Origin of the sequence: Mameliella sp. AT18 (genome assembly GCF_028807275.1) — a bacterium.
GTDB lineage: Bacteria > Pseudomonadota > Alphaproteobacteria > Rhodobacterales > Rhodobacteraceae > Antarctobacter > Antarctobacter albus.
On sequence record NZ_JARAMO010000016.1, the window covers coordinates 15,442 to 36,507 of the forward strand.

27 protein-coding genes are annotated in these 21,066 nt (G+C 65.3%); 12 read left to right on the plus strand and 15 right to left on the minus strand.

Annotation, left to right across the window (positions count from 1 at the left end):
- Window positions 1–2 precede the first annotated feature (2 nt).
- The 3 genes from PVW46_RS01720 to PVW46_RS01730 all read right to left on the minus strand — a co-directional run bounded on the left by PVW46_RS01720 (window position 3) and on the right by PVW46_RS01730 (window position 2,252).
- Window positions 3–773 (minus strand): HAD-IIB family hydrolase, encoded by a 771-nt coding sequence (locus PVW46_RS01720; RefSeq protein WP_069208099.1) that lies wholly within the window; start codon window positions 771–773, stop codon window positions 3–5.
- A 136-nt stretch (window positions 774–909) separates the two neighbouring features.
- Window positions 910–1,539 carry a nucleoside/nucleotide kinase family protein gene (locus tag PVW46_RS01725; protein WP_083242156.1) on the minus strand — a complete coding sequence of 210 codons (630 nt, stop codon included), beginning with the start codon at window positions 1,537–1,539 and terminating at the stop codon, window positions 910–912.
- A 422-nt stretch (window positions 1,540–1,961) separates the two neighbouring features.
- The gene (locus PVW46_RS01730) at window positions 1,962–2,252 is read right to left on the minus strand and encodes a hypothetical protein (RefSeq protein ID WP_043144646.1); all 291 of its coding nucleotides are present in this window, start codon (window positions 2,250–2,252) and stop codon (window positions 1,962–1,964) included.
- Between the two features lie 458 nt (window positions 2,253–2,710).
- Between PVW46_RS01730 and PVW46_RS01735 the strand changes: the two genes are divergently transcribed.
- Together PVW46_RS01735 and PVW46_RS01740 are read left to right on the plus strand one after the other, a co-directional pair.
- Window positions 2,711–3,592 carry an alpha/beta fold hydrolase gene (locus PVW46_RS01735; RefSeq protein WP_083242155.1) on the plus strand — a complete coding sequence of 294 codons (882 nt, stop codon included), beginning with the start codon at window positions 2,711–2,713 and terminating at the stop codon, window positions 3,590–3,592.
- Between the two features lie 23 nt (window positions 3,593–3,615).
- Complete coding sequence (locus PVW46_RS01740) at window positions 3,616–4,854, plus strand: DUF2254 domain-containing protein (RefSeq protein WP_274574257.1); 1,239 nt, start codon at window positions 3,616–3,618, stop codon at window positions 4,852–4,854.
- Window positions 4,855–4,857: 3 nt separating this feature from the next.
- Here the strand turns inward: PVW46_RS01740 and PVW46_RS01745 are convergent, their stop codons facing one another.
- From PVW46_RS01745 to PVW46_RS01770, 6 genes are all read right to left on the minus strand, one after another.
- Complete coding sequence (locus PVW46_RS01745; protein ID WP_043144649.1) at window positions 4,858–5,874, minus strand: AI-2E family transporter; 1,017 nt, start codon at window positions 5,872–5,874, stop codon at window positions 4,858–4,860.
- A gap of 17 nt (window positions 5,875–5,891) precedes the next feature.
- Window positions 5,892–6,272 carry a hypothetical protein gene (locus PVW46_RS01750; RefSeq protein ID WP_069208095.1) on the minus strand — a complete coding sequence of 127 codons (381 nt, stop codon included), beginning with the start codon at window positions 6,270–6,272 and terminating at the stop codon, window positions 5,892–5,894.
- Window positions 6,265–6,660: a phage holin family protein gene (locus tag PVW46_RS01755; RefSeq protein WP_069208094.1), complete on the minus strand. Its 396-nt coding sequence runs from the start codon at window positions 6,658–6,660 to the stop codon at window positions 6,265–6,267. The genes PVW46_RS01750 and PVW46_RS01755 overlap by 8 nt, the downstream gene beginning before the upstream one ends.
- A complete protein-coding gene (locus PVW46_RS01760; protein WP_274574262.1) occupies window positions 6,647–6,949 on the minus strand; it encodes a hypothetical protein in 303 nt (100 codons plus the stop codon). The genes PVW46_RS01755 and PVW46_RS01760 overlap by 14 nt, the downstream gene beginning before the upstream one ends.
- 203 nt (window positions 6,950–7,152) lie before the next feature.
- Window positions 7,153–7,413, minus strand: a complete 261-nt coding sequence (locus PVW46_RS01765) for a DUF883 family protein (protein ID WP_043144654.1) — start codon at window positions 7,411–7,413, stop codon at window positions 7,153–7,155.
- A 67-nt stretch (window positions 7,414–7,480) separates the two neighbouring features.
- Window positions 7,481–7,642, minus strand: a complete 162-nt coding sequence (locus tag PVW46_RS01770; protein WP_043144655.1) for a DUF1328 domain-containing protein — start codon at window positions 7,640–7,642, stop codon at window positions 7,481–7,483.
- Between the two features lie 205 nt (window positions 7,643–7,847).
- Here PVW46_RS01770 and PVW46_RS01775 point away from each other — a divergent pair, with 205 nt between their 5' ends.
- The 5 genes from PVW46_RS01775 to PVW46_RS01795 all read left to right on the plus strand — a co-directional run bounded on the left by PVW46_RS01775 (window position 7,848) and on the right by PVW46_RS01795 (window position 13,324).
- Window positions 7,848–9,002, plus strand: a complete 1,155-nt coding sequence (locus PVW46_RS01775) for a sensor histidine kinase (protein WP_082024709.1) — start codon at window positions 7,848–7,850, stop codon at window positions 9,000–9,002.
- A gap of 227 nt (window positions 9,003–9,229) precedes the next feature.
- Window positions 9,230–10,945, plus strand: a complete 1,716-nt coding sequence (locus PVW46_RS01780; protein ID WP_274574268.1) for a sensor histidine kinase — start codon at window positions 9,230–9,232, stop codon at window positions 10,943–10,945.
- A gap of 12 nt (window positions 10,946–10,957) precedes the next feature.
- Window positions 10,958–12,433: a phospholipase D family protein gene (locus PVW46_RS01785; RefSeq protein ID WP_069208092.1), complete on the plus strand. Its 1,476-nt coding sequence runs from the start codon at window positions 10,958–10,960 to the stop codon at window positions 12,431–12,433.
- Between the two features lie 142 nt (window positions 12,434–12,575).
- Entirely contained in the window at window positions 12,576–13,043 is a 468-nt protein-coding gene (locus PVW46_RS01790) for a baeRF12 domain-containing protein (protein ID WP_083242154.1), read from the plus strand.
- 83 nt (window positions 13,044–13,126) lie between these two features.
- On the plus strand, window positions 13,127–13,324 hold the full coding sequence (locus PVW46_RS01795; RefSeq protein WP_043144659.1) for a CsbD family protein: 198 nt from the start codon (window positions 13,127–13,129) through the stop codon (window positions 13,322–13,324).
- A 69-nt stretch (window positions 13,325–13,393) separates the two neighbouring features.
- On the opposite strand, the gene PVW46_RS01800 is transcribed toward PVW46_RS01795, so the two are convergent.
- Both PVW46_RS01800 and PVW46_RS01805 read right to left on the minus strand, forming a co-directional pair.
- Window positions 13,394–14,095, minus strand: coding sequence for a gamma-glutamyl-gamma-aminobutyrate hydrolase family protein (locus PVW46_RS01800; RefSeq protein ID WP_069208091.1), 702 nt, complete (start codon window positions 14,093–14,095; stop codon window positions 13,394–13,396).
- Window positions 14,092–15,054 carry an amidoligase family protein gene (locus tag PVW46_RS01805; RefSeq protein WP_069208090.1) on the minus strand — a complete coding sequence of 321 codons (963 nt, stop codon included), beginning with the start codon at window positions 15,052–15,054 and terminating at the stop codon, window positions 14,092–14,094. The genes PVW46_RS01800 and PVW46_RS01805 overlap by 4 nt, the downstream gene beginning before the upstream one ends.
- Window positions 15,055–15,250: 196 nt before the next feature.
- On the opposite strand from PVW46_RS01805, the gene PVW46_RS01810 reads away from it, so the two are divergent.
- The 3 genes from PVW46_RS01810 (at window position 15,251) to PVW46_RS01820 (ending at window position 16,517) form a co-directional block, all read left to right on the plus strand.
- A complete protein-coding gene (locus tag PVW46_RS01810; RefSeq protein WP_069208089.1) occupies window positions 15,251–15,517 on the plus strand; it encodes a DUF7218 family protein in 267 nt (88 codons plus the stop codon).
- A 35-nt stretch (window positions 15,518–15,552) separates the two neighbouring features.
- A complete protein-coding gene (locus PVW46_RS01815) occupies window positions 15,553–15,741 on the plus strand; it encodes a PLDc N-terminal domain-containing protein (protein WP_043144764.1) in 189 nt (62 codons plus the stop codon).
- Between the two features lie 278 nt (window positions 15,742–16,019).
- Complete coding sequence (locus PVW46_RS01820) at window positions 16,020–16,517, plus strand: Dps family protein (RefSeq protein WP_069208088.1); 498 nt, start codon at window positions 16,020–16,022, stop codon at window positions 16,515–16,517.
- A 75-nt stretch (window positions 16,518–16,592) separates the two neighbouring features.
- Here PVW46_RS01820 and PVW46_RS01825 read toward each other — a convergent pair whose 3' ends face one another.
- Window positions 16,593–17,405 (minus strand): response regulator, encoded by an 813-nt coding sequence (locus PVW46_RS01825; RefSeq protein ID WP_069208087.1) that lies wholly within the window; start codon window positions 17,403–17,405, stop codon window positions 16,593–16,595.
- 102 nt (window positions 17,406–17,507) lie between these two features.
- Between PVW46_RS01825 and PVW46_RS01830 the strand changes: the two genes are divergently transcribed.
- Together PVW46_RS01830 and PVW46_RS01835 are read left to right on the plus strand one after the other, a co-directional pair.
- Window positions 17,508–17,678, plus strand: coding sequence for a NepR family anti-sigma factor (locus PVW46_RS01830; RefSeq protein ID WP_157903875.1), 171 nt, complete (start codon window positions 17,508–17,510; stop codon window positions 17,676–17,678).
- Window positions 17,671–18,216, plus strand: a complete 546-nt coding sequence (locus PVW46_RS01835; RefSeq protein WP_043144666.1) for an RNA polymerase sigma factor — start codon at window positions 17,671–17,673, stop codon at window positions 18,214–18,216. The genes PVW46_RS01830 and PVW46_RS01835 overlap by 8 nt, the downstream gene beginning before the upstream one ends.
- Before the next feature lie 56 nt (window positions 18,217–18,272).
- On the opposite strand, the gene PVW46_RS01840 is transcribed toward PVW46_RS01835, so the two are convergent.
- From PVW46_RS01840 to PVW46_RS01850, 3 genes are all read right to left on the minus strand, one after another.
- Window positions 18,273–19,202, minus strand: a complete 930-nt coding sequence (locus PVW46_RS01840; RefSeq protein ID WP_172429146.1) for a metal ABC transporter permease — start codon at window positions 19,200–19,202, stop codon at window positions 18,273–18,275.
- Window positions 19,199–20,416 carry a metal ABC transporter permease gene (locus PVW46_RS01845; RefSeq protein WP_069208085.1) on the minus strand — a complete coding sequence of 406 codons (1,218 nt, stop codon included), beginning with the start codon at window positions 20,414–20,416 and terminating at the stop codon, window positions 19,199–19,201. Before PVW46_RS01845 ends, PVW46_RS01840 begins: the two co-directional genes overlap by 4 nt.
- A partial coding sequence (locus PVW46_RS01850; protein WP_274574291.1) for a metal ABC transporter ATP-binding protein occupies window positions 20,413–21,066 on the minus strand: 654 nt, incomplete at its 5' end. The genes PVW46_RS01845 and PVW46_RS01850, both read right to left, overlap by 4 nt.

A 21,066-nucleotide genomic window follows, 5' to 3' on the forward strand; every position in this document is an offset into this window, starting at 1 on the left:
GATCAGTCCTTTATGTCGTTCAGTATGGCCAGAACCGCCGTGTTCCAGCCTATGGGGCCGGGATCTGCGGTACGCCGGATGGTGCCTTGGCCCTCGCCCGGAAGGCGCGGGATGCCGGGGCCGTGGTCGTTGCGCACGATGACGCCAAGATCAGCCGCCTGCAGCATGTCGGTGTCATTGGGCGCGTCCCCCAGCGCCAGCGTCCGTTCGGCCCCCAGTTCGGCGGCGATTTCGCGCAGCCCGTCAGCCTTGGTGCGCCCATGCGACAGCGTCAGAAATCGCCCACCGGACCGGCACGCGATGCCCCTGTCCGCGAGGGCCGCGAGAAAACGGGCTTGCGTGGCGTCGCTCCCCCGCCATAGCCCGGGTTCCGAGTGTTGCCGTTGGCGCGCCAGCGCAGCGGCCTCAGGGGCAAGGCCAGTGATTTCTGCCACTTCGGCGTCGCTCATGTCGCCAAAACCCCTGAACGGAGCGCGCAGATCCGGCGGCAAGCTGTCCAGAGCGGCCCGCAGGGCGGCATAGGGCGCGGCATCCCCCGCCGTGCTGCCGGGTCGATAGATCCCGGCCCCGTTCTCGACGATGGCGGGCCAGTCGCCCAGCGACAGGGCCTCGTGCAACACGGCGACCTCGGCGGCCGTCTTGGAGGTGGCAAGGATCAGCGGAATGCCCCGCGCAGCCAGTGCGTCCAACGCGGGCTGCGCCGGGGCGAAAGAGTAATTCGCATGATCCAGAAGCGTTCCGTCCAGATCGCTGAAGACAACGAGTTTGCTCACACGGTCAACCGTTCATCCCACCCATGCCCGAACTATGGCCGTGCCGGAGGTCGCTGACCACAGTCGGCCTGCGCTGCTCACGCAATGCGCCCAATACATGAGCAGTTGACCGAATAATGGTCGAAACGACCAAATTTCAGGCAGAGTCCGTCTGGCGCAATACAATGTCCACGGTCTCGCGTTCAGCCATGACACGGCGGGCATTGGGGATGTCATTGGCAAGCGCCTTGCGCTGCGCGGTTTCCTCATCGAACCCGAAGCCCAGCCATCGCGCCACAAGGCGACGCTCCAGCTCTGCCTCGGGCACCTCCAGGAACACCGACAGGTCCCAGAGTGGCATCAGGTCGGACCAGGGCGGCTCCGCGAAACAGAGATAGTTACCCTCGGCCACCACGATGCGCGTCTCCGGCCCGATTTCCTGCGCCCCGGCGATGGCGATCTCTCGCGCGCGGTCGAAGACGGGCAGGATGACCGAAGGGTCGGACGCGGCACGTGCCAGCGCGGCCTTCAACCCGTGGAAATCAAAGGTCTCGGGCGCGCCCTTGCGCGGCAACAGCCCGCGTGGTTCCAGCAGGCGGTCATCAAGGTGAAACCCGTCCATCGGCATCAGTACCGCCTCGGGGCCGATCCGATCGACCAGCGCTTCGGCCAGGGTGGACTTGCCCGACCCCGGCGGACCAGCCACGGCAATCATCAGGCGGCGCCCCTTTGGCGTGATCCCCGACAGGCGGTCGGTCACGTCGCGAAGATGCGTTTCCGGGATCATGGGTCAGACCTCCTGCGCCGGGGCGGCGACATGCAGATCGCAATCGAACGGGATCGCGCGGCCGGACAATGTGCCCTGGTAGATCGCAAGTACATGTCCCAATCTCTGCTCCTCCAACGGTTGCGGCCCGGCTTGTCCGGTTGTCCCTGCCCCAGCTTGGCGCAGCAGCCGGGGCCGGGGCAAGGCCCTTGCCCGGCTAGAAAAGATGCACCCCGCGGGAACCATTTGCCGCGCCGTGCATTTCCCTTGTGACAGGCACGTCATCTGCGGGCGCAGATCCCTCATCCCCCAACGCCCGCAATCATCGCCCCCGCCCGATTTCGGCGGGGGCGTTTTTTTACGTCATCGCGTGACACCGAAAAGCCGCGCGCCCGGGTGGGTGCGCGGCTTTTTTCGGTTTTTCAGTGGCGTGTCCGCCCCCGTCAGTCGCGCAGAGACGAATGCAGCGTCGGCGCGTCGCCATGCATATCGACGTGACGCAAGGCGCCGTTGTCCTGAAGGATCTCGTGGATGGCCATGACCTTGGCCACATGCGAGGCCTCGGGATGATCGACGATCACCTGTAGCCGGGCCTGCTCGGTTGCGGGCACCTGTGACAGCTCGAACGCCTCGACGAAATTCCGCAGATCGGAGGCGAGCGCATCGCGGACCTGCGCCTCGGCGGTGCCGGCCATCAACGTGGCGGCGAGGGAAAAGGCAAGAATACGGAGCATTTGGCAGCCTCCTGTTCTTTGGTTCGTCGGGGTCCGGGCAAGACATGCCCTGCCAGCCAGGCCACCTCGGCCTGGTCAGTGGTCGAAATCTGCGGATCGGGGTGGTGTTCGCTTTAGCGCCGCATCTGCATGGACATGGGAAAGCGCCGCCGCCCAAAAAAGGGGGAAGAACCACGCGACAGGCCCCTTTGGGGTGCTGATGCCGTGATCGTGTTCATCGCGTTCCATCCTCCATTCGGCGGTTTGTCCGCCTCAACGGCGCCGCTGATTGCGACACCCCGGCGGAGGGTTCTTGTCGCTGCAGGCTTGTTCGCCCCAGGACGTGGACCTCCTTCCGCCGTCTTCGCAAACTCAACGCATTCACTGCGCCGAAAGTTCCGTGGGGCCCGTATATTTGCCCGGGACGCCCGCCCCGGGAACCGCGCAAGGGCGTGCAACGTTGTCACAAAGCCGGAGGCATGTCTCCGACAGATGACCGAAGGTTCCCGATGAACGCGATTTCCCTGCCCGATTGTCAGCCTCCGTCCCGCAACGCGCCCATGCGCGGCGGCGCCCCTCTGGTCTTTCTTCCCGGTCTCTTCATGACATGCGAGGCTTGGTTGCCGCTATGCCACGACATGGGGTTGGGCAACCGGTTGTTCCTGGATCTGCCGGGCCATGGGCCGCAGGAGGATGCAGAAACGGTGACGCGGGACCTGGCCTCAGGCAAGTGGCTGGACCCCATGCTGGAGAGGATCGCGGTGTTTTCCGGCGGGCGGGCCGTGCATCTTGTCGGCCATTCCAGCGGCGGGCTGGTCAGCCTGCTGCTGGCACGCCGGGCGCCGGACCTTGTCCGCTCGCTCGTGCTGGTGGGGGCGCCTGTCACGGGACACCGCGACCTGCCGCGCGACATCGGCGCGGCGATCCTGTCGCATGACCTGGCCGGACGCTGGTCGCTACCGATGATGTGGCGCCTGGGCCTTGCCACGCGCGGCAGTTTCGAGCGCGCGCTGACCACGGTCCTGCCGCGCGAGGCGGCCGCAAGGGTACCGGACGAAATGCGCCTGGCCCTGCAGCACCGCAACCCCGAAGCGATCCGCCAATTCGGCAAATGGGTGCTGGAGCAGGATGCCACCGCGAACATGGCCAAGATCGCACAGCCCTGCCTTGCCGTCATCGGACGTCAGGACAGGGTCGTCCCGCCGCTTCACCAGCTGAAGCTGTTGCGCCACCTGCCACAGGCCCAGGCACAGCTTGTCCCCGGCGGACATCTGCCCTTCATCGAGCATCCCTGCACCTTTTCCCGTGCGCTGCGCGGCTGGCTGGCGCTTGACCATGCCCCCCGAATGGTGGCCTGCTGACCCGCATGGCAGGCAAACACACAATGAAACTGGTCCAGACGATGCTGACCCTGCGTCGGATCAGCCGCATTCTCTGGGTTCGGGTCGCGCTGCTGTCCGCTCTGTCGGTCCTGGCCGCGCTTTCCGCAGAGCTGCTGGGACCATTGATCCCGGACGGCCCGCGCGACCGCTTTTCCGAAGACGCGACCATGCCCATCCTGACCATCCTGGCCAACGGGATGCTGGCGGTCGCAACCTTTTCGCTGGGGGTCATGGTCTCGACCCACCGCACGCTGGCTCAACAGACGACGCCGCGCATTCACCGCCTGTTGATGGAAGACACCTCGACCCAGACGATGCTGGCGACCTTCATCGGCGCCTTCGTCTTTGCGCTGTCCTCGATCATCCTTTACCGGGCAGGTTACTATTCCGACAGCGCCTCGGTGATCGTCTTTGCCGTCACGGTTTTCGTGGTGGAAGCGATCGTGGTATCGCTGGTGCGCTGGATCGGGCAACTGTCGCGGATCGGCAGCCTGGAATACGCCTTGCTGCGCGCCGAACAGACCGCGCGAGAGATCCTCTACCAGCAACGGCGCCTGCCCCGCCTGGGGGGCTGCAAGCTGGAGGAGAGGCCCACGGACGGTGTGGACATCGAGGCGCCTCGCTCTGGCTTTCTGCGGCGCATCGACATGGACGAGTTGCAGAAGCTGGCGGAAACCCACGAGGCGGAGGTCTACCTTGATCACCTGCCCGGCGACATCGTCCTGCGCAGCCAGCGGCTGGGCCTGTTGCGCGGCTGTGACGAGGCCGAAAAATTCGCGGCCTGTTTCCTGCTGGCCACCGATCGGACCTATGAACAGGACCCGGCCTATGCGCTGCAGGCACTGAGAGAATCCGCCTCCAAGGCGCTGTCCCCCGGGATCAACGACCCCAAGACCGCCATCGACGTGATCGCGCGGCTGGAACGGCTGTTGTGGGACTGGGCCTTGAACACCTCCGACACCGAGGGCCCCCTATACGACCGGGTATTCCTGAGCGAACTGGGCGCCGGAGACCTGGTCGAGGCAGGCTTTCGCGACATCACGCGGGACGCGGCGGGGTTTGGCGACGTGCTGACCGCCGTCGCCGAGGCACTGGTGCGGCTGCGCGGGGCGATGCCGGAGGCCGGGCGCGAGGCCATCTCGGATCTGCTTGAGGACCTGCGCGCGCATGGCGAGGCGGGGCTGATGACCGCGCGGGAACGCCAGCGACTGACCGACAGGCTGGCCGCGCTGGACGCCTGACCCCTATTCGGCCGGTTGCAGCTGCTCGGCGCCCGAGGTCCTGTTGAGCATCTCCGGGCTCATCAACACGCCGAACCACAGCATCACGGGCAGCGCCACGATGGCCCCGACCGGCCCCCAGAGCCAGAGGCCAAAGACGATGGCCACGAAGACACCCAGCGGGTTCATCGCCAGCCGTTGACCGACCACCCAGGGGGTGACGAAATTCGCCTCGGTGAAGTTGGCCAGCATGAACAGGGCGGGCGGCAGCAGGGACATGGCGCCGGTGAATTGAAGCAACCCGGCGATGGCCAGCCCGAAGATGATCAGCAGCGGCCCCAGGTACAGCATGTAGTTCAGGATCGCGGCCGCCAGGCCCCAGAGCATGGGATAATCCACCCCGATGGCCAGCATGATCAGCGCGGTCACGGTGCCCAGCCCAGCGTTGACCAGCGTCACGGCAGCGAAATAACGGGCCACGGCGCGGTCGGCCTTGCGCAGCTTCGGCTCCAGCGTGCCGACAGCGGAATAGAGTTCGTTGCGGGTCAGCACGAAAAAGAACAGCGTACCGACAAAGACAAAGAACTGCGCGCCAAAGTTGGGCGCCATCCACAAAGCGTCGCGCACGGTTGGCAAGGCGCTTTCACTTGCCTCGGCGGCGGGCTTGGCGCCTTCGATCTCTTCGCTGATGGTCTCGATCCCGCGCAGCACGTCAGAAACCGAGGCGATCCAACGTGTCGCCGCCGCCTTGAGCCGGGGCAATTGTTCGATGAACATGTTGAGCAGCGGCTCGATCATCAGGATCAGAAGCGCGATCAGGCTGGTCGTGACCAGAAGCAATAGGATCGCAACCGCAACCCGCGGGATGCCCACGTCGGTCAGGCGTTCCGCGAGGGGCGAGACGACGATGCCCAGCACCACCGCAAAGACAATGGGCGCCAGCAGTTGCTGACCCAGTTGCAGGGCGCCGGTCAGCGCGATCACGGTAAGGATCAGCAACATCACGCGTTGCGCGCGCTCGCTGAGAACGGTGGTGAGCATGGTTCAGGTCTCGCTGGTCAGTCGTCGCCGTGACTGTCACGGCCCAGGTTGGGCAGCAGCGCGCCGGCCAGAGCGGCCGCACCAAGGATCAGCGCCCCGGCCGTCAACATCGGTGCGCGGCTCTTGGGGGCATCGTCCTTGACCGCGCCCGGGGTCCGCGCCCCCGCGCCCGTCGCGAACAAACCCATGCCAAGCCCGATCAGCGCCGCCGCTGTCGGGTTGCGGCCTGCCGCGCCGACGGCGCCGCGGCCCAACCGTCCGGCCTGTCCCATCGCGGCCCCGGTCAGGGGCGCGGCAATGGCGCTTTTGCTGGTGCTGCCGCCCAGCGCCTCAAGCGCGATTTTTAACCGGGCACGGTCTTCCGCCGCCCGCATTTCGAGTTTCTCGATCTCAGCCACGGCGGACCTCCTGCAAGGTTTCCAGATCGCGTTTGACGTTGTTGAGACTGCGCCGGGGCGTCAGGACGCGGGCATTGATGCGTTTGCGGGCGATCAGCACGCAGATCAGCGCAAGCACCAGCAGTCCGCCCCCCATCCCGCCTGCCGCCTCGACCAAGGTCAGGCCATGCGTTTCCAGCCAGGCGATGCCAGCCGTGGCGAGCGCGTTCAGCCCCGCGATGGTCAGCACCAACGCGAGGGCGTAAAACACCAGCCCCGACCCGGCCCGCGACAGGTTTTCACCGATCTCGGCCCGTGCAAGGCGCATCTCGCTTTGCAGCAAGGAGATCGCCTGGCGCAGCACTTCGGTCAGGATGCGCGGCGCATCGCGCAGTTCAGGACCGCTCATTGCGGTCCTCCAGCTGCATCCGCGTCAGCAGGTTGCGGTGATCCTGGGCAGGCGGATGAGGCCCCCGCGCGCCGCTGTTTTGCGGCGCCCAGGCGTCGCGCACCTTGGTGTCGCGGGGCGGCACCAGTGTTCCACGCCGCTGCGCCCGGCGCCCCGCCGCGTAGCCCGCCAGCGCGGTGGCCGCCAGGGCCAGCGCCGGGTGCCGGCGCGCCACCCCCAGCGCCTGCGAGATCAGGCCCGCAGGGCCGCCCGCTCCGGCGCGCAACGCCAAGGCGCCTGCGTCGCGCACGGCGTCCTTTTTTTCGGTGGAACGAGAAGGTTTGCGGTCTTGCGTCTTGCGGGTCATCGGAAGGTGTCCCCTGGTTTACGTCCGTTGCAAGAAGAACGGACGGGGGCGCGAAAGGTTCCGCATTTCGGTCGTCCGACTGCCCGCCGACAAGAAAAGGGCGCCGCATTTGCGACGCCCTTTTCAACGGCCAAGTTACTGGCAAGTCAGCCCTTCTTGCGCATGGCCAAACCCAGCAGGAGCCCGACGCCGACAGCACCGGCGACGGCAAGGACTGGGTTGTCCCGCACCATCTGGGTGGACTGGCGGGCGGCACGCTCGATCTCGTCCCGGCCCTCTTCGATGGCCCGGTCGATCGATGCCTGTGCCTCGTCCAGCCGCTCACCTGCGGCGCGGGCATAGGCGGCCCCGGCCTCTGCAGCTTCGGCGGCGCCGTTGCGATGGTGGTCTTGTGTGTTCTTGCTCATGTCGTCCGTCCTCTGTCAGTGCCTTTGCAATGTGCGCGGCCCGGAAACCTCCGGGCCGAGGCCCGGATCATCCTCGGACCACACGCGCCACCAGCGACACGACAAAGAGAATGAGGAAGACGAAGAAGAGGATCTGCGCGATCCCGGCGGATGCGCCGGCGATGCCGCCAAAGCCGAGTGCGGCCGCGATGAGTGCGATGATGAGGAACGTCAGGGCCCAGCCAAGCATGGTAAGTCTCCTTGTGTTTTTCCCTATGCGCCGTCCGTGGCGCTCTGGCAAAGGAACGTGCCTTGCCGCTCAAAGGTTCCCGCCCCCGGGCCGAAGACGTGCCAACCGCCCGGGCCAAAGGGCAAAAAACCGCCTGAAAGGGGCTTTCCTTTGCCTTTGCAGGACTACTTACCCCAAGTGATGCATTGCTGATTGGACCTGTCCGATGAAAGATACCCCTGAGTTCAGGACAGAGGTTCAGGAAGTGACCCACCAAGACCGGCTTCGGGATCCGGAGCGCCTGCAGGCGCTGGAACGTACAGGGCTGATGGACAGCCCCGCCCCCGGAGCACACCAGAGAGCCGCGCGCATCGCCGCACGCCTGATGGATGTTCCCGTCAGCCTCGTGTCTTTCGTGGACGACGAGCGGCAGTTTTTTTCCGCCCAGACCGGGATCACCGGAGAGGCTGCGGAGCAGCGCGGCACGCCGCTCAGCCATTCATTTTGCCAATATGTCGTGTCGTCCGAAGAGCCGCTGGTCGTGCCGGACGCCGAAGCCGACAGCCTGGTCTGCGACAACAGCGCCGTTCAGGACCTGAACGTCCGGGCCTACCTGGGCGTGCCGATCCGATCGCCGGACGGGCATGTGCTGGGCTCTTTCTGCGTCATCGACGACAAGCCCCGCGACTGGACGTCCGATGACATCGCCAAGATGCGAGACATCGCGGACATGATCGAATCCGACCTGCGCCTGCGCGAGACGCTCGAGGAACGCGATATCGTCATGCAGGAGATGACGCACCGGGTGAAGAACCTCTTTACCGTCATCAACAGCATTCTGCGCATGGAGCGCAACGCGCATGAGACCGCCGACGAACTGGCCGAAAGCGTGGGTGCCCGGCTCAAGGCGCTGAGCGATGCGCATGAGATGATCGTGCCCGTCGTCAATGTCCGCCGAAGCGAAGGCGCGACCACGACGCTGGACGCGCTGACGCACAAGCTGCTGGCGCCGCATGGCTCGGAACATGAGACGCGGATCACGATCCAAGGCGAACACGTTCCTGTCGGCCCCAAGGCCGCCGTCTATCTGACGCTGGCGCTGCACGAGCTGGCGACCAATGCCGCCAAGTACGGCGGGCTGTCCACCGATGGCGGACAGCTGGCGGTGAAATGGAACCGCACCGACAGCGATGACGTCGTCATCAGCTGGGAAGAAACCGGCCTTTCCTGGGACACAGAGGCCCGACCACGCTCGGGCTTCGGCTCGCGGCTCCTGTCGATCGCCGTCGAGGGGCAACTGGCTGGCGAAATGGCCACCCAGATCGAGGCCGGCATGTTCCGCCGCCGGCTGCAGATCCCCCTGACCAGCCTGCAGTCCTGACCCACCGGAAAATCTTGGGAACCAATTCGGGACATGCGGCATTTGTCCAGAGGGGACTGTGATTTCAGATGGGGTGACTGCATGAGCAGGCAGCGGCGATATCCGCATGAGCGGCGCGTGGGAACAGGGGCATACTGCCCCGGTCAAGGGAGACTTGTGCCCCCGGTCACGCACCGTGCCGCCCGAAAGCGTCCCGTTCATTCCCTAGCCTCGAAGTTCTGCCCTCCATGCCCACGCGTCTGAAAAGCCTCTATCGACTGTCCCGCAGTCTGCCGGCGCGTATCGCCTGCCTGATGACCATTGCCATGTTGCCCGTGGGCCTGATCGCGGTCTATCAGACCCAGGCCGTGATCGAGAGCGCACGGCAACAGAACCGCACCGCGCTGATGGCACAGCTGCGCGCCGAAGCTTCGCCCCAGGCGGAGACCCTCGAAAGCGCGCTGGCCGCGGCACAGGGGCTGGCCGTGCTGATCACCAAGCTGGGCGAGGAAGATTGCAGCGACATCCTGAAAGGCTTTGTCGAAAGCAATGACACCTATGTCTTTGCCGGGTTCATCGAGGCCTCGGGCTGGCTGACCTGCAGTTCGACCGCCGAACGGATGGACCTGTCCGAACGCCAACCCTTCAAGACCGCGATGGCGCGCGGCGGCGCAAGCGTGCAGGTCAATCTCGAGGGCGCCGTGACCGGGCGCAACATCGTGATGGTGACGCATCCGGTACGCGAAGGCGGCGAGATGGTCGGCTATGTCTCGCTGTCGATCCCCCATGCGATCCTGAATGGTGCGCTTGAGGATCCCGACCACGACGGCGCTTTGCGTCTGGCGGCCCTGGACGCCGAGGGGGACATCCTGGCCGCTTCGCTGGGACGGGCCACAGCCCCCGAATACCTGCCCCGCGACATGCCCCTGTCCGAGATCGTCAAAGAACCGGGCCGAACCTTTCGTGCGGTCAGCGGCTCGGGTGAGACGCGTTTTTTCGCCGTCACGCAGATGGTGCCCGGCAAGGTCATGTTGCTGGGCAGCTGGCCTCTCTCTGCCGTGCCCGATGCGGACAGTCGCCTGCAAAGCGTGATCGCAAGTTCGCTGCCGGTGCTGATGTGGCTGGCCGGGGTCGGCGTCGCTCTGTTCGGCATCCAGCGGCTGGTGATCCGCCATGTCGCGCAGTTGCGCAACGCGATGCGCCGTTTTGCCCTGGGCGAGCGCGAGGAAACCACACTGGACCTGCGCGATCCGCCGGCGGAACTGGAGGAGGCCCAGCGCGCCTTCAACCGCATGGCCTTGTTGATCGCGGAGGGCGAACAGCGCCGCGAACAGGATCTCAAGGACAAGGAAGTGCTGCTGCGAGAGGTGCATCACCGGGTCAAGAACAACCTGCAGCTGATCGCCTCGATCATGAACATGCAGTCGCGTGACCTGGAAACCGATGAGGCCAAGCACGTCGTGTCCGAGCTTCAGCGCCGGGTGCGCGGCATGGCGGTATTGCACCGTGCGCTCTACAATACGCCGACCAGCACCACGGTGGACGCCGCCGATCTGGTGCAGGCGGTGGTGCGCGACACGCAGGATCTGGTCGGTGCGCGCGGCAAGATCGAAATCGACACGGCGCTGGAGCATGTCGCCCTTTATCCCGACCAGGCCATCCCCCTGTCGCTGTTCGTGGCCGAGACACTGAACACCGCGATCCGCCAGACCTGCAACGCGGACCCGCGCGACCGGATCGGGGTGCGTCTGACCTCGGGCGGCAGTGACGAGGTCCGGCTGTGCATCGACAGTTCCCCCGCCGAACCGCTGCCCCCCGGGGCAGATGCGCCGCGCCCCGACGGTATGGCGCAAAAGATGATTGCCGCCTTTCTGCGGCAATTGGGCGGAAAGATGGAAACCACTTCGGATGACGGACGTTATCGCGTGACAGTGATGTTTCCGCGCGCCGCCTACGGCGCCTGACAGGGGGGCCGGATGGCCGGTGACTTCGAAGTGATGATCACGGCCGACGAGGCCTGGCCGGCGTTCGAGCGTGCGGTATTGTTCGCGCGCAGTCATGTCGTCGCCGGTTTCCGGATCTTCGACCTGTCGACCCGGCTGCGCAGCACCGAGGCGCGCGAGATCGGCCAGGACTGGTTCGACCTTCTCGCCCATGCCCTGCGGCGCGGCGTGCGGATCGATCTCACCGTTAGCGATTTTGACCCGGTCATGGCAACCGATCTGCACGAACTCAGCTGGCGCACCGTGCGGCAGGGCGTGGCCCTGGCCGAGGCGACGGGCACGGGCAAGGACCTGCTGAACATCCGCGCGCACCAGCACAGCGCGCGCGCCGGCATGTTGCCGCGCCTTGCTTTCCTGCCCGCGGTCCTGCGCCGCCGCTGGGAACGCCTGCGCGAGACGACCCCGGTTGAACGCCGGTTCGAGGCGGTCGGGCTGGAACGCAGCGTGATGCCGAACCTGCACACGGTCTCCCATCACCAGAAAGTGGCCGTGATCGACGACGAATGGCTTTACGTCGGCGGGCTGGACCTGAACGAACGGCGTTACGACACGCCCGGTCACGATCGCCCGGCGCGGCATACCTGGTCTGACGTGCAGGTCATGTTGCGCGGCCCCGAGGCGGCGGCCGCACGCCGGCACCTCGAGAGTTTCCAGGCAGTGACAGAGGGCCGCGCGGCCCCGCCACCCTGCCCCGGGTTGAAACGGACATTGTCGGCGCCTCGGCGTCTGCAACTGCCCTATCTTTCGCCCCGCACACTGGTGTCGGAAATCGAGGAGGCGCACCTGGAGGCCTTTCGAAAGGCACGTCACTTGATCCATATAGAGACGCAGTTCATCCGCTCCAGCCGGATCGCCGAGGCGCTGGCAGAGGGCGCGACACGCAACCGCGACCTGAACGCCATCATCGTCATGCCGGGACTGCCCGAGGACGTGGCTTTCGATTCCTCCGAGAGCCTGGATGCCCGCTATGGGCTTGCCCTGCGCCAGCAGGCGGTTGCCACCCTGCGTGAGAGTTTCGGCGATCGGCTGACCATCGCGACGCCGGTGCGCCCGGTGCTGGCCGCCCGCGACACCTGCGAGACGCTGGCCGGGTCTCCGCTGATCCATGTGCACAACAAGGTTCTGATCCGCGATGCGGCCTCTGTCCTGATCGGTTCTGCCAATCTGAACGGGCGGTCGATGCGCTGGGATACCGAGCTGGCGGTCGAGATCACGCAGCCGGAGCGCGTGGAACGGGCGCGTGAGCGGTTGCTGTCGCACTGGTGGCATGAACCGCTTGCCCCCGAGGCCATGTCGCCGGAAACGCTCTATCCCCTGTGGCAGGGAGAGATCCGGCGCAACGGTCTGCGCCGCCCCGAGAACCGGAGCGGGTTCCTTGTGCCCTTCGACGCCGAGGAAGGCACCGACCTGGCACAGGACCTGCCCGGCGTGACCGAGGACATCGTCTGAGCAGGGAACGCCAACGCAGGTTTGCGCGTTGACGTCTCGAAAGCGCGCAAAGCGGATGGCTCTGCACGCTCGACAGTCGCGGCCCACAGGCAGGCGACTGACCGCCCGATAGTCACCACGCTGAAAAGAGGAGGATCACGACATGATGCGAGCCAAGGGCGTGCCGCATGGCACCTGGGTGCTGATCGCCGATGGAGAAAAGGCGCTGTACCTCGTCAACAAGGGGGACAAGGCGCATCTGCACCTGGTGGTGCGGGATCGCGCGGAGCAGGAGAATCCAAAGGCGCAGGACTGGGCCGAAAACCGCCCGGGCCGGTTGAATGATGGTCCCGGCGAACATCGCTCCGCCGTGGATGACACCGATTGGCACCAACTGGAAAAAGAGCGTTTTGCCAAGACCATCAGCGCAGACCTCTACAAGGCCGCCCATGCCGGCAAGTTCGACCGGCTCATCATCGTCGCAAGCCGCCCGGTGCTCAGCGCCCTGCGCGAGGAAATGCACGAGGAAGTGGCCTCGAAACTGGTACTGGACCTGCCCAAGGTGCTGACAAACCATCCGCTGGACGAAATCGAGACCGCGATCACCCGCGCCTTGGAAGAAGCGGCCTGAGACGGAACGGATCGGCATCCCGGACGTTTTACAATCAGAGGCCCGGAACGGATCCGGGCAGCGAAACGCAAAGGAGATATCCGATGGACAGGGATCGCCTGGAAGGAAAATGGACCGAGATCAAGGGCCGGCTGCGCGAAGCCTATGGCGTGCTTTCGGACGACGAACTGGAAGAGGCACGCGGCGACCGCGAACAGCTTGAAGGCAAGCTGCAGCAGCGTCTGGGCCAGACCAAGGACGAGGCCCGCAAGACGCTGGACCAGATCCTCGAAAAAGTCTGACGTACAGACAGATCAACACGAAAGGGCCCGCCAGCTTGGCGGGCCTTCTTCTTTGAACTAGAGCCGGTTTCAGGCGGGTGACAGGATTTGCGCCCGGTCTTCTGCGTAGGCAGATGCGGCACGGCTCAACGCGCGAAAGATCGCCCGCTGGCGATGCGCATAGAACAGGTGTTCGGGATGCCACTGCACGCCCAACGCAAAGGGATCCCGACAGCGTTCGATGGCCTGAACCATGCCGTGCGTATCCCGCGCCGCGACGCGAAAGCCCCGGCCCAACCGGTCGACCGCCTGGGTATGCAGCGCGTTGACGTGCATCGGAGCCTCGCCCGACCAGGCCGCCAGTTGCGAGCCCGTTTCGACATGGACCTCGCGCCGGGGCAGGATGGTCTTGATCGGCTGGGCTTCGGGATAAAGTGACCAGGCGTCCTGGTGCAGCGTCCCCCCTGCCGCGACGTTGAGCATCTGAGCCCCGCGGCAGATACCCAGGACGGGGATGCCGCTGGCCAGTGCCTTGCGCGCGATGTCATGTTCCATCGCGTCGCGGTCATGGTCTAGCCGTGCGGTCACTTCCAGGCGGGCTCCATAGAGATCGGGCGAGATGTCGTCGCCGCCACCGATGATCACGCCTTCTACGCGGCCCAGGTCGATATCCGACCGGGTCGTCCAGCGCAAGGCACGCGCCCCGGCCAGCCAGAGGTTCAGCCGGACAAGCGGAAAGATACGCCACCCCGACCGTGTCGAGGTGGTCACTGCGATCAGCGGCCGGTTCACCTGAATAGCTCCTCGCCGTTGTTGCCGATCTGCCCTGCCACTTCTTCGACCCAGAGCCCGCCGTGCCCTGCCCCGCGCCGCCAGGCCTGGTACAAGGCGTCAAATCGAGCCTCGTCCGCCGCCAGGGCCTCGACCAGCCACCATCGGTCCCATTCGTCCGTGATGCACCAGTCCGGCTCGTCCAGGCGGCAATCCGGCAAGCGAAAGTGAAAGGCCGGACGGGCGCCGCTGGCTTCTTTTCCGAACATCGCCGCAAACCCCTCGGGGTCATGGGCGTGCAGGATCGGCAAGAGGTCCAGCCCGTAATTCCGCCCGTTCAGGTGGCTGTGAACCAGGTGCCGGAGCACCGTGAGATCAAGATCGTCCGCCGCCACTAGCGCATCCGTGAATTGCAGGGGCCAGGGATCGACAAAGGGCAGGATGCGGCGCGACATGTCCAGTGGGCGCCATTCGCGCAACCAGGGTTCAAGCAGGCCATAGGCGATCACGGTCCGCAACAAGTAGGGATCTTCGTAGCCGGTGATCTCGGGGTTGAAATGGATGCCGAACCCGGCAAACAGGCTGTCGGACGTGCCTTTGCCACCCGCCTTTTGCAGGGCCTTGGTCAGGTCCAGCACACGATCCATCTGCTCTGGTATCAGGGGGGGCGTGACCACCTCGACCGGGACGACGGCGCGGGCGGCGTCCAGCACGCCTTCGGGCAGGAACTGGTTTCCGGGCTTGGCATACCGCGTGTCCAGCTCGACGCAGATGGTTCCGAGTCCGCTGTCCTCGATCGTGAACAGATGCGGCCCCTGCCGCTTGACCAGGCCGCCCAGGGTCTGGGCCACGATCTGCGAGGTGTTGGCTTCATCAATTCCTGAAAATTCTATCTCTATCCCGCACCGGCGCATTTTGCCGGCAAGTGTTTTCTCTTTGGGCAGGGCACGAAACCCGCCGACACAATTTGTGTTTTCCATGCGTGCGTAACGCTCTTTCTCCCCTGCAGGTTCCCGAAAAAACCCGTCTTTCTTTGCTGTTTCCGGCCCGGAGCACACGGAACCGCGTGGGACGCCGGGCGTTTGGTCCTTGTACAGTCTCGCGCTTTTGGGCCGGGCGGCATGGGAAAATCCCCGGGCCGGTCTCACGCGGGGCAAGGATGCAGGAGGTAGCGCGATGGCGAAGGAGAAGGAGAGCAACCCGTCGATCAAGGACGAGGAAACCTACCAGGCCCTGCGCGACAAGGGCTATGCCAAGTCGAAAGCGGCGGCGATCGCCAATGCGCAGGCGAATGACAACATGGCCCCGTCCCGCAAAGGCGGAAAAGCGCCCCCTTATGAAAAATGGACGCGCGATGCGCTCTACGACAGGGCGCGCGAACTGGATGTCGATGGGCGGTCGCAGATGACCAAGTCGGAGCTGATCGACGCACTGCGCGGCTGAACGCGGCGCGAAACCGAAAGGAGACTATCATGGGTATCGAAATTGCGGGTCTGGGCGGATTGATCCTGTTGGGCCTTGCGGTCTGGGCAATCGTCAACATCATCAATTCCGGCGCAAGCACCGGCGGCAAGGTCCTCTGGACGCTGTTCGTGCTGTTGCTGCCGCTGCTGGGGTTCATCGTCTGGCTGATCGCAGGCCCGCGTTCTACGCGCCGCCTGGCCTGACTGGCACGTTCCGGTCCAACCGATGCAAAGGCCCGCGCTACCCCAGTGCGGGCCTTTTCATGTATGACGTCAATCTGCGTAGGTCACGGCGCCTGGGCGTCGCTAGACGATGGTGGCGCCTTTGTCTTTCGATGTCGGTGCCAGATGGGGGCATGCTGCCTTCTCTGCTGCCTGTTCCCCGACGAAACGCGCCCGCCCCCTGCGTCCCGCCGGGCTGGATCAGGAACCTTTCCGGGCACCGCTCGTTGTCTGATTAACCAATCAAGCAGGAGGCATAGATGACTGACTCCCTGAAAGTCGTTCCCACCGAAGATTCCGTTTCCACCGGGGTCCGCAACACCGAAACCCTGGCAAGCGGCCTGTCGGACGTTCTGGCCGACAACTACCGGCTGCTGTTTAAGACCCATGCCATTCACTGGAATGTTGAAGGGCCGCTGTTCTTTTCCGTGCACAACCTGACCGAGGAACAGTACCAGGATCTCTTTGCCGCTGCCGACGACCTGGCCGAGCGGATACGCGCGCTTGGACATCTTGCCCCGGCCCGCCTGGACGACATCACCAAGAGATCGCGGGTCGACGACCTGTCTGCAAAGGCGACAACCGCCGACATGATCGAGGACCTGGCCCACGATCACGAGAAACTGGCACATCGTCTGCATGCGCTGATCGCGCTGGCTGGTACGCATCGCGACCCTGTGACCGAAGACCTTGCAACCGCCCGCAGCGCATTTCATGAAAAAGCAGCCTGGATGCTGCGTGCCCTGGCAAAAAGCTGAGGCACAGGACCACGTAAACAAAAAAAGGCCCGCCGAAACCAGCGGGCCTTTTTCTTTTTCACATCAGTGATCAAGTCAGCGGATCAAGGTCTCTGTCGAGGCAAAGAACAGCGCTTGGCTGACAGCGGATCGCACCTGGTTTTCGGTATAGGGCTTGGAGATCAGGAAGGCCGGCTCCGGCCCCTCGCCCGTCAGCAGCCGTTCCGGGAAGGCGGTGATGAAGATCACGGGACGGTCGCCGTCGCGGGCGATGATCTGGTTGACCGCGTCGATCCCGCTGGAATCGTCGGCCAGCTGGATGTCCGACAGGATCAGGTCCGGGGCCTCGCTGCCGGCGAGGTCCAGCGCCGCCGCCTCGGTGCGGGCCACGCCGGTGACACGGTGGCCCATGTCCATCACGATGCTTTCAAGATCCATCGCGATCACCGCCTCATCCTCGATGATCATGATCTTGCCGGAAATCGCGTCACGCATTTCAAGGAAGGCCGTATCGACATACTGGCCCGCCTCTTCGGTCGAGACCTGCATGATCTGGGCGACCTCCTCGATCGGGAATTCCTCGATCGTGTGCAGCAAGAGCGCCTCGCGCGTGTTTTCCGTCAGGCGCGACAGGTGTTTCTGCGCCCGTGCCGCCAGCCCCGTTTCGCCGCCGTCCTCGACCGGCATGCCCGAGGACATCCAGATCGCGTGAAACACGCGGAACAGGGCGACCTTGGCGGTCAGGCCGGCATCGTACAGCTCGGGGTCGTTCAGGATGGCCTCAAGCGTTGCTGCGGCATAGCGGTCGCCGCTGTCCTGGCGCCCGGTCAGCGCGCGGGCGTAGCGGCGCAGGTAGGGAAGGTTGCCGCCGATTGCGGTTGTCATGTCCGAGGATGACTGAGCCGTCATGCTTGTTGCTCCAAATATTAGTGCTACCTTTGGAACCGAACGCAGGCTGCAACGTTTTGGTTCCGTAATGAGGCGTTGCGAGATCCAAAGATGACAAAACACATGACGCGTAAACAACTCAATTCAAGAGTCGTCGACGAAATCGACCGGAACTTGAGACAGGCCTTCGATGACATGGCCCAGCAGCCCGTGCCCGATCGGTTCACCGATCTGCTGGCGCAATTGAAAGCCGCCGAGGATAAAAAGAACAGCGGGGGCCAGCAAGATGCGTGACCCCCGCGAGGAACTGACCGAGCACATCGGCTCGTTGCGCGCCTTTGCGCTGTCGCTGACCCGGAACTCTGCCACGGCGGACGACCTGGTGCAGGAGACGCTGGTCAAGGCATGGACGAACATCGACAGCTTTCAGCAGGGCACCAACATGCGGGCCTGGCTGTTCACGATCCTGCGCAACACGTTCTATTCGCTGCGGCGCAAGCGCAAGCGCGAGGTCGAGGATGCCGACGGCACGATGAGCGAAAGCCTTGCGACCAAACCCGATCACGACGGGCGTCTGAACCTGCGAGATTTCAAGGTGGCCTTCGATCAGTTGCCCGACACGCAGCGCGAGGCGCTGGTGCTGATCGGAGCACAGGGCCTGGCCTACGAAGAAGCGGCAGAGGTCTGCGGCGTCGCCGTGGGCACGATCAAGAGCCGCGTGGGCCGCGCGCGCGCCCGGCTGGCCGAATTGATGGACCTGTCCGAGGAAGAAAGCCTCGAGATCACGGATTCCGTCACTCAAGGCGTCGTTGGGTCTCGCCCCGCCGCCTGATCCGTTTCGCCGCGTCACACCACTCGGCCCGCATTCTGCGGGCCGTTTTTTTCCTTTCAGGCCTCGGCCCGCGCCCCCACGCGCGCGCGGTGCGGTCCAAAGGCGCAGGCCAGCGCAAGGATGACGCCCGAGACGGTCGCGATCATCCCCGCCGCGCTGACGGCATTGTCCCCGCCCAGCCAGAGCGGCCCGTAGCCCGCCAGAACGTATCCCAGCACGGCCGCGACAACCGCGAACAGCACCGACCACCAGACCTGCCGTTCCAGCCCGTTGGTCATCATCCGGGCCGCCGCCGGCGGGCAGATGAACATGGCGATCACGATGATCGACCCAACGGCATCAAAGGCCGCGACCGCTGCCACTGCCGCCGTGATGACCAGGCCCATGCCGATCATGCCCACCGGCAGGCCCAACGCCTGGGCAAAGCCCTCGTCGAAGGTTGAAATCTTCAGCCAGCGCCAGAAGACCAGCGTCAGCAGGATAACCCCCGCACAGACCACGGCGATGCGCGGCAGTTCCTCGGGAACACCGGCCAGCGCCCAGGGATCAAAGAGCGAGGACCAGTCCGTCGCGCGCAGCCAGACCAGCGATTCAAGATTGCCCATCAGAGCATGTTCCACGTCCAGGTGGACGCTGGAGGTATCGCTCTGCTCCAAGAGCAAGACGCCCCCCGCAAAAAGCGTGGTAAAGGTCACACCCATCGCCGCGCCCGGTTCGATCCGACCGAGCCGCTTGATCGCCTCGATCAGCACAACAGCCACCACGGCGGCCCCGGCGGCACCCAGCAGCATCGGGATCGCGGCCACGACGCCGGTCAGCAGAAAGGCCACCACGATGCCCGGCAGGACGACATGGCTGATGGCATCGCCGATCAGCGCCTGCCGCCGCAGGATCAGGAAGTTTCCCGGCAAGGCACAGGCGACAGAGGCCAGCACGCCGATCAGCATGGGTGTCAGGGAGAACATGACGAATTCGCTGCCCATCACAGCCCCTCTCCTATGGCACGCGGGCCGCCGATGCGGCTGTCGAACTCGGCGATCTCATCGGGGGCAAAGACATCTTCGATCGGGGTCAGCCCGTCATAGCGCCCGGTCAGCCCGGTGTCCTGATGGATTTCGCGGGCCACGTCCCAGCGGCGTTCGTCGCGGGCGATCTTGGCCGCCTGGGCGCGCCCGGTTTCCGTGGCAACGCCATCGGCACGGATCAGCCCCTCGCCCCGCAGGACACGCAGGGTCAGTTCGTCGTGGATCGGCTCCTGCCGCGCCAGGGCCAAGAGGCCCTGCCGACGGTGCACCTTGCGCTGGAACCGGCGGTGCCGGAACACGGCCGCCGCCACGCCGCGTGCGGGGGCCAGGAAGAGCGACAGCAGGAACAGGCCCGCCGCGACCAGCACGATGATCGGCCCCGTCGGCAGATCGGGGGCCGAGGCGGACAGCGCCGCGCCCAGGTACCCCGACACACCGCCAAGTCCCCCCGCGTACCAGATCAGGGACTGGCTGCGCTCGGTCCAGAACCGCGCCGTGACCGGCGGGATGATCAGCATCGCCACGATCAGGATCAGCCCGACGATCTTGAGCCCGATCACCGTGACCGCCATGACCAGCGCCATCATCAGCCGGTCGATCCCCGGCACGTTGACGCCGCTCGCCGCCGCGTATTCCGCGTCAAAGGCCACCAGCGTCATCGGTCGCCGCATCACCCAGGTCGCCAGAACCGCCAATGAGCCACCCACGGCGATCACGATGGCGTCCTGGAACAGCATCCCGGCGGTCGAGCCGAGCAGAAAACTCTCCAACCCTGCCTGGCGGCCGGAGCTCATTGTCTGGATCACGGTCAGGATGACGATCCCCAGCCCGAAAAAGACGGAGAGCACCGCGCCGATGGCCGCATCCTCGCTGAGCCGGGTGCGCCGGGTCATCCATTCCACTGCCAAGAGGCCGATCCCGGCGGTCACGGCAGAGCCCGCCAGAAGGCCCAGCAGGTTGCGCCCGTCGCCGCCCAGCCAGACCATCGCGATGAAGGCCAGCCCGACGCCGGGCAACGTGGCATGGGCCACTGCGTCGGACACCAGCGCGCGCTTGCGCAGGAAAAGAAAGGTTCCGGCGGCGCCGGCAGCAAAGCCCAGCAAAGCCGCGCCCACGGCCACCAGCGCCGCATTGTAGCCCGCTTGCAGCAGCAACGCCTCGATCAACGGGGTCACGCGCCCTCCACCAGGTTCAACTGGTCGATATGCGTGGCGGCAAGCCGCCCGCCGTAGGTGGAATTCAGCGTCTCGCCGTTGAAGGTTGTCCTGACCGGGCCTTCGGCGATGCGGCGCACGTTTATCATGAAGACATTGTCGAAATAGTCGCGCACCGTGGCCAGGTCATGGTGGACGCAGACCACCGCCTTGCCTTCAGCCTTGAGCGCTTTCAGAACGTCGATGATCGCCCGTTCGGTCGCCGCATCCACCCCGGCAAAAGGTTCGTCCAGCAGGTAGAGGTCCGCGTCCTGCGCCAGCGCCCGGGCCAGGAAGACCCGTTGCTGCTGGCCGCCCGACAGCTGGCCGATCTGGCGGTCGGCAAAGCTGGCCATGCCGACCCGGTCGAGACAGGACAGGGCCCGCGCCTTGAGAGCGCCGGTCAGCCGCCCCAGCAGGCCGACCTGACGGTACAGGCCCATCATCACCACGTCGATCACCGTGGTCGGGAAATCCCAGTCGACGCTGGCGCGCTGGGGGACATAGGCGATGCGCCCGCGGACCGTCTCGATCGGCTGACCGAAGACGCTGACCTCGCCCGACAGCCGCGGGATTACGCCCAGCGCGGCCTTCAGCAAGGTCGACTTGCCCGCCCCGTTCGGCCCGATGAT

Bases quoted from the DNA above. Each gene is read 5' to 3' on its own strand.
- PVW46_RS01825 (WP_069208087.1), bottom strand. From the start codon at position 17,405: ATGACGGCTCAGTCATCCTCGGACATGACAACCGCAATCGGCGGCAAC.
- PVW46_RS01805 (WP_069208090.1), bottom strand. From the start codon at position 15,054: ATGGAAAACACAAATTGTGTCGGCGGGTTTCGTGCCCTGCCCAAAGAG.
- PVW46_RS01755 (WP_069208094.1), bottom strand. From the start codon at position 6,660: ATGAGCGGTCCTGAACTGCGCGATGCGCCGCGCATCCTGACCGAAGTG.
- PVW46_RS01830 (WP_157903875.1), top strand. From the start codon at position 17,508: ATGACGCGTAAACAACTCAATTCAAGAGTCGTCGACGAAATCGACCGG.
- PVW46_RS01795 (WP_043144659.1), top strand. From the start codon at position 13,127: ATGGACAGGGATCGCCTGGAAGGAAAATGGACCGAGATCAAGGGCCGG.
- PVW46_RS01740 (WP_274574257.1), top strand. From the start codon at position 3,616: ATGAAACTGGTCCAGACGATGCTGACCCTGCGTCGGATCAGCCGCATT.
- PVW46_RS01810 (WP_069208089.1), top strand. From the start codon at position 15,251: ATGGCGAAGGAGAAGGAGAGCAACCCGTCGATCAAGGACGAGGAAACC.
- PVW46_RS01735 (WP_083242155.1), top strand. From the start codon at position 2,711: ATGTCTCCGACAGATGACCGAAGGTTCCCGATGAACGCGATTTCCCTG.
- PVW46_RS01725 (WP_083242156.1), bottom strand. From the start codon at position 1,539: ATGATCCCGGAAACGCATCTTCGCGACGTGACCGACCGCCTGTCGGGG.
- PVW46_RS01785 (WP_069208092.1), top strand. From the start codon at position 10,958: ATGGCCGGTGACTTCGAAGTGATGATCACGGCCGACGAGGCCTGGCCG.
- PVW46_RS01835 (WP_043144666.1), top strand. From the start codon at position 17,671: ATGCGTGACCCCCGCGAGGAACTGACCGAGCACATCGGCTCGTTGCGC.
- PVW46_RS01730 (WP_043144646.1), bottom strand. From the start codon at position 2,252: ATGCTCCGTATTCTTGCCTTTTCCCTCGCCGCCACGTTGATGGCCGGC.
- PVW46_RS01820 (WP_069208088.1), top strand. From the start codon at position 16,020: ATGACTGACTCCCTGAAAGTCGTTCCCACCGAAGATTCCGTTTCCACC.
- PVW46_RS01775 (WP_082024709.1), top strand. From the start codon at position 7,848: ATGAAAGATACCCCTGAGTTCAGGACAGAGGTTCAGGAAGTGACCCAC.
- PVW46_RS01745 (WP_043144649.1), bottom strand. From the start codon at position 5,874: ATGCTCACCACCGTTCTCAGCGAGCGCGCGCAACGCGTGATGTTGCTG.
- PVW46_RS01770 (WP_043144655.1), bottom strand. From the start codon at position 7,642: ATGCTTGGCTGGGCCCTGACGTTCCTCATCATCGCACTCATCGCGGCC.
- PVW46_RS01790 (WP_083242154.1), top strand. From the start codon at position 12,576: ATGATGCGAGCCAAGGGCGTGCCGCATGGCACCTGGGTGCTGATCGCC.
- PVW46_RS01765 (WP_043144654.1), bottom strand. From the start codon at position 7,413: ATGAGCAAGAACACACAAGACCACCATCGCAACGGCGCCGCCGAAGCT.
- PVW46_RS01780 (WP_274574268.1), top strand. From the start codon at position 9,230: ATGCCCACGCGTCTGAAAAGCCTCTATCGACTGTCCCGCAGTCTGCCG.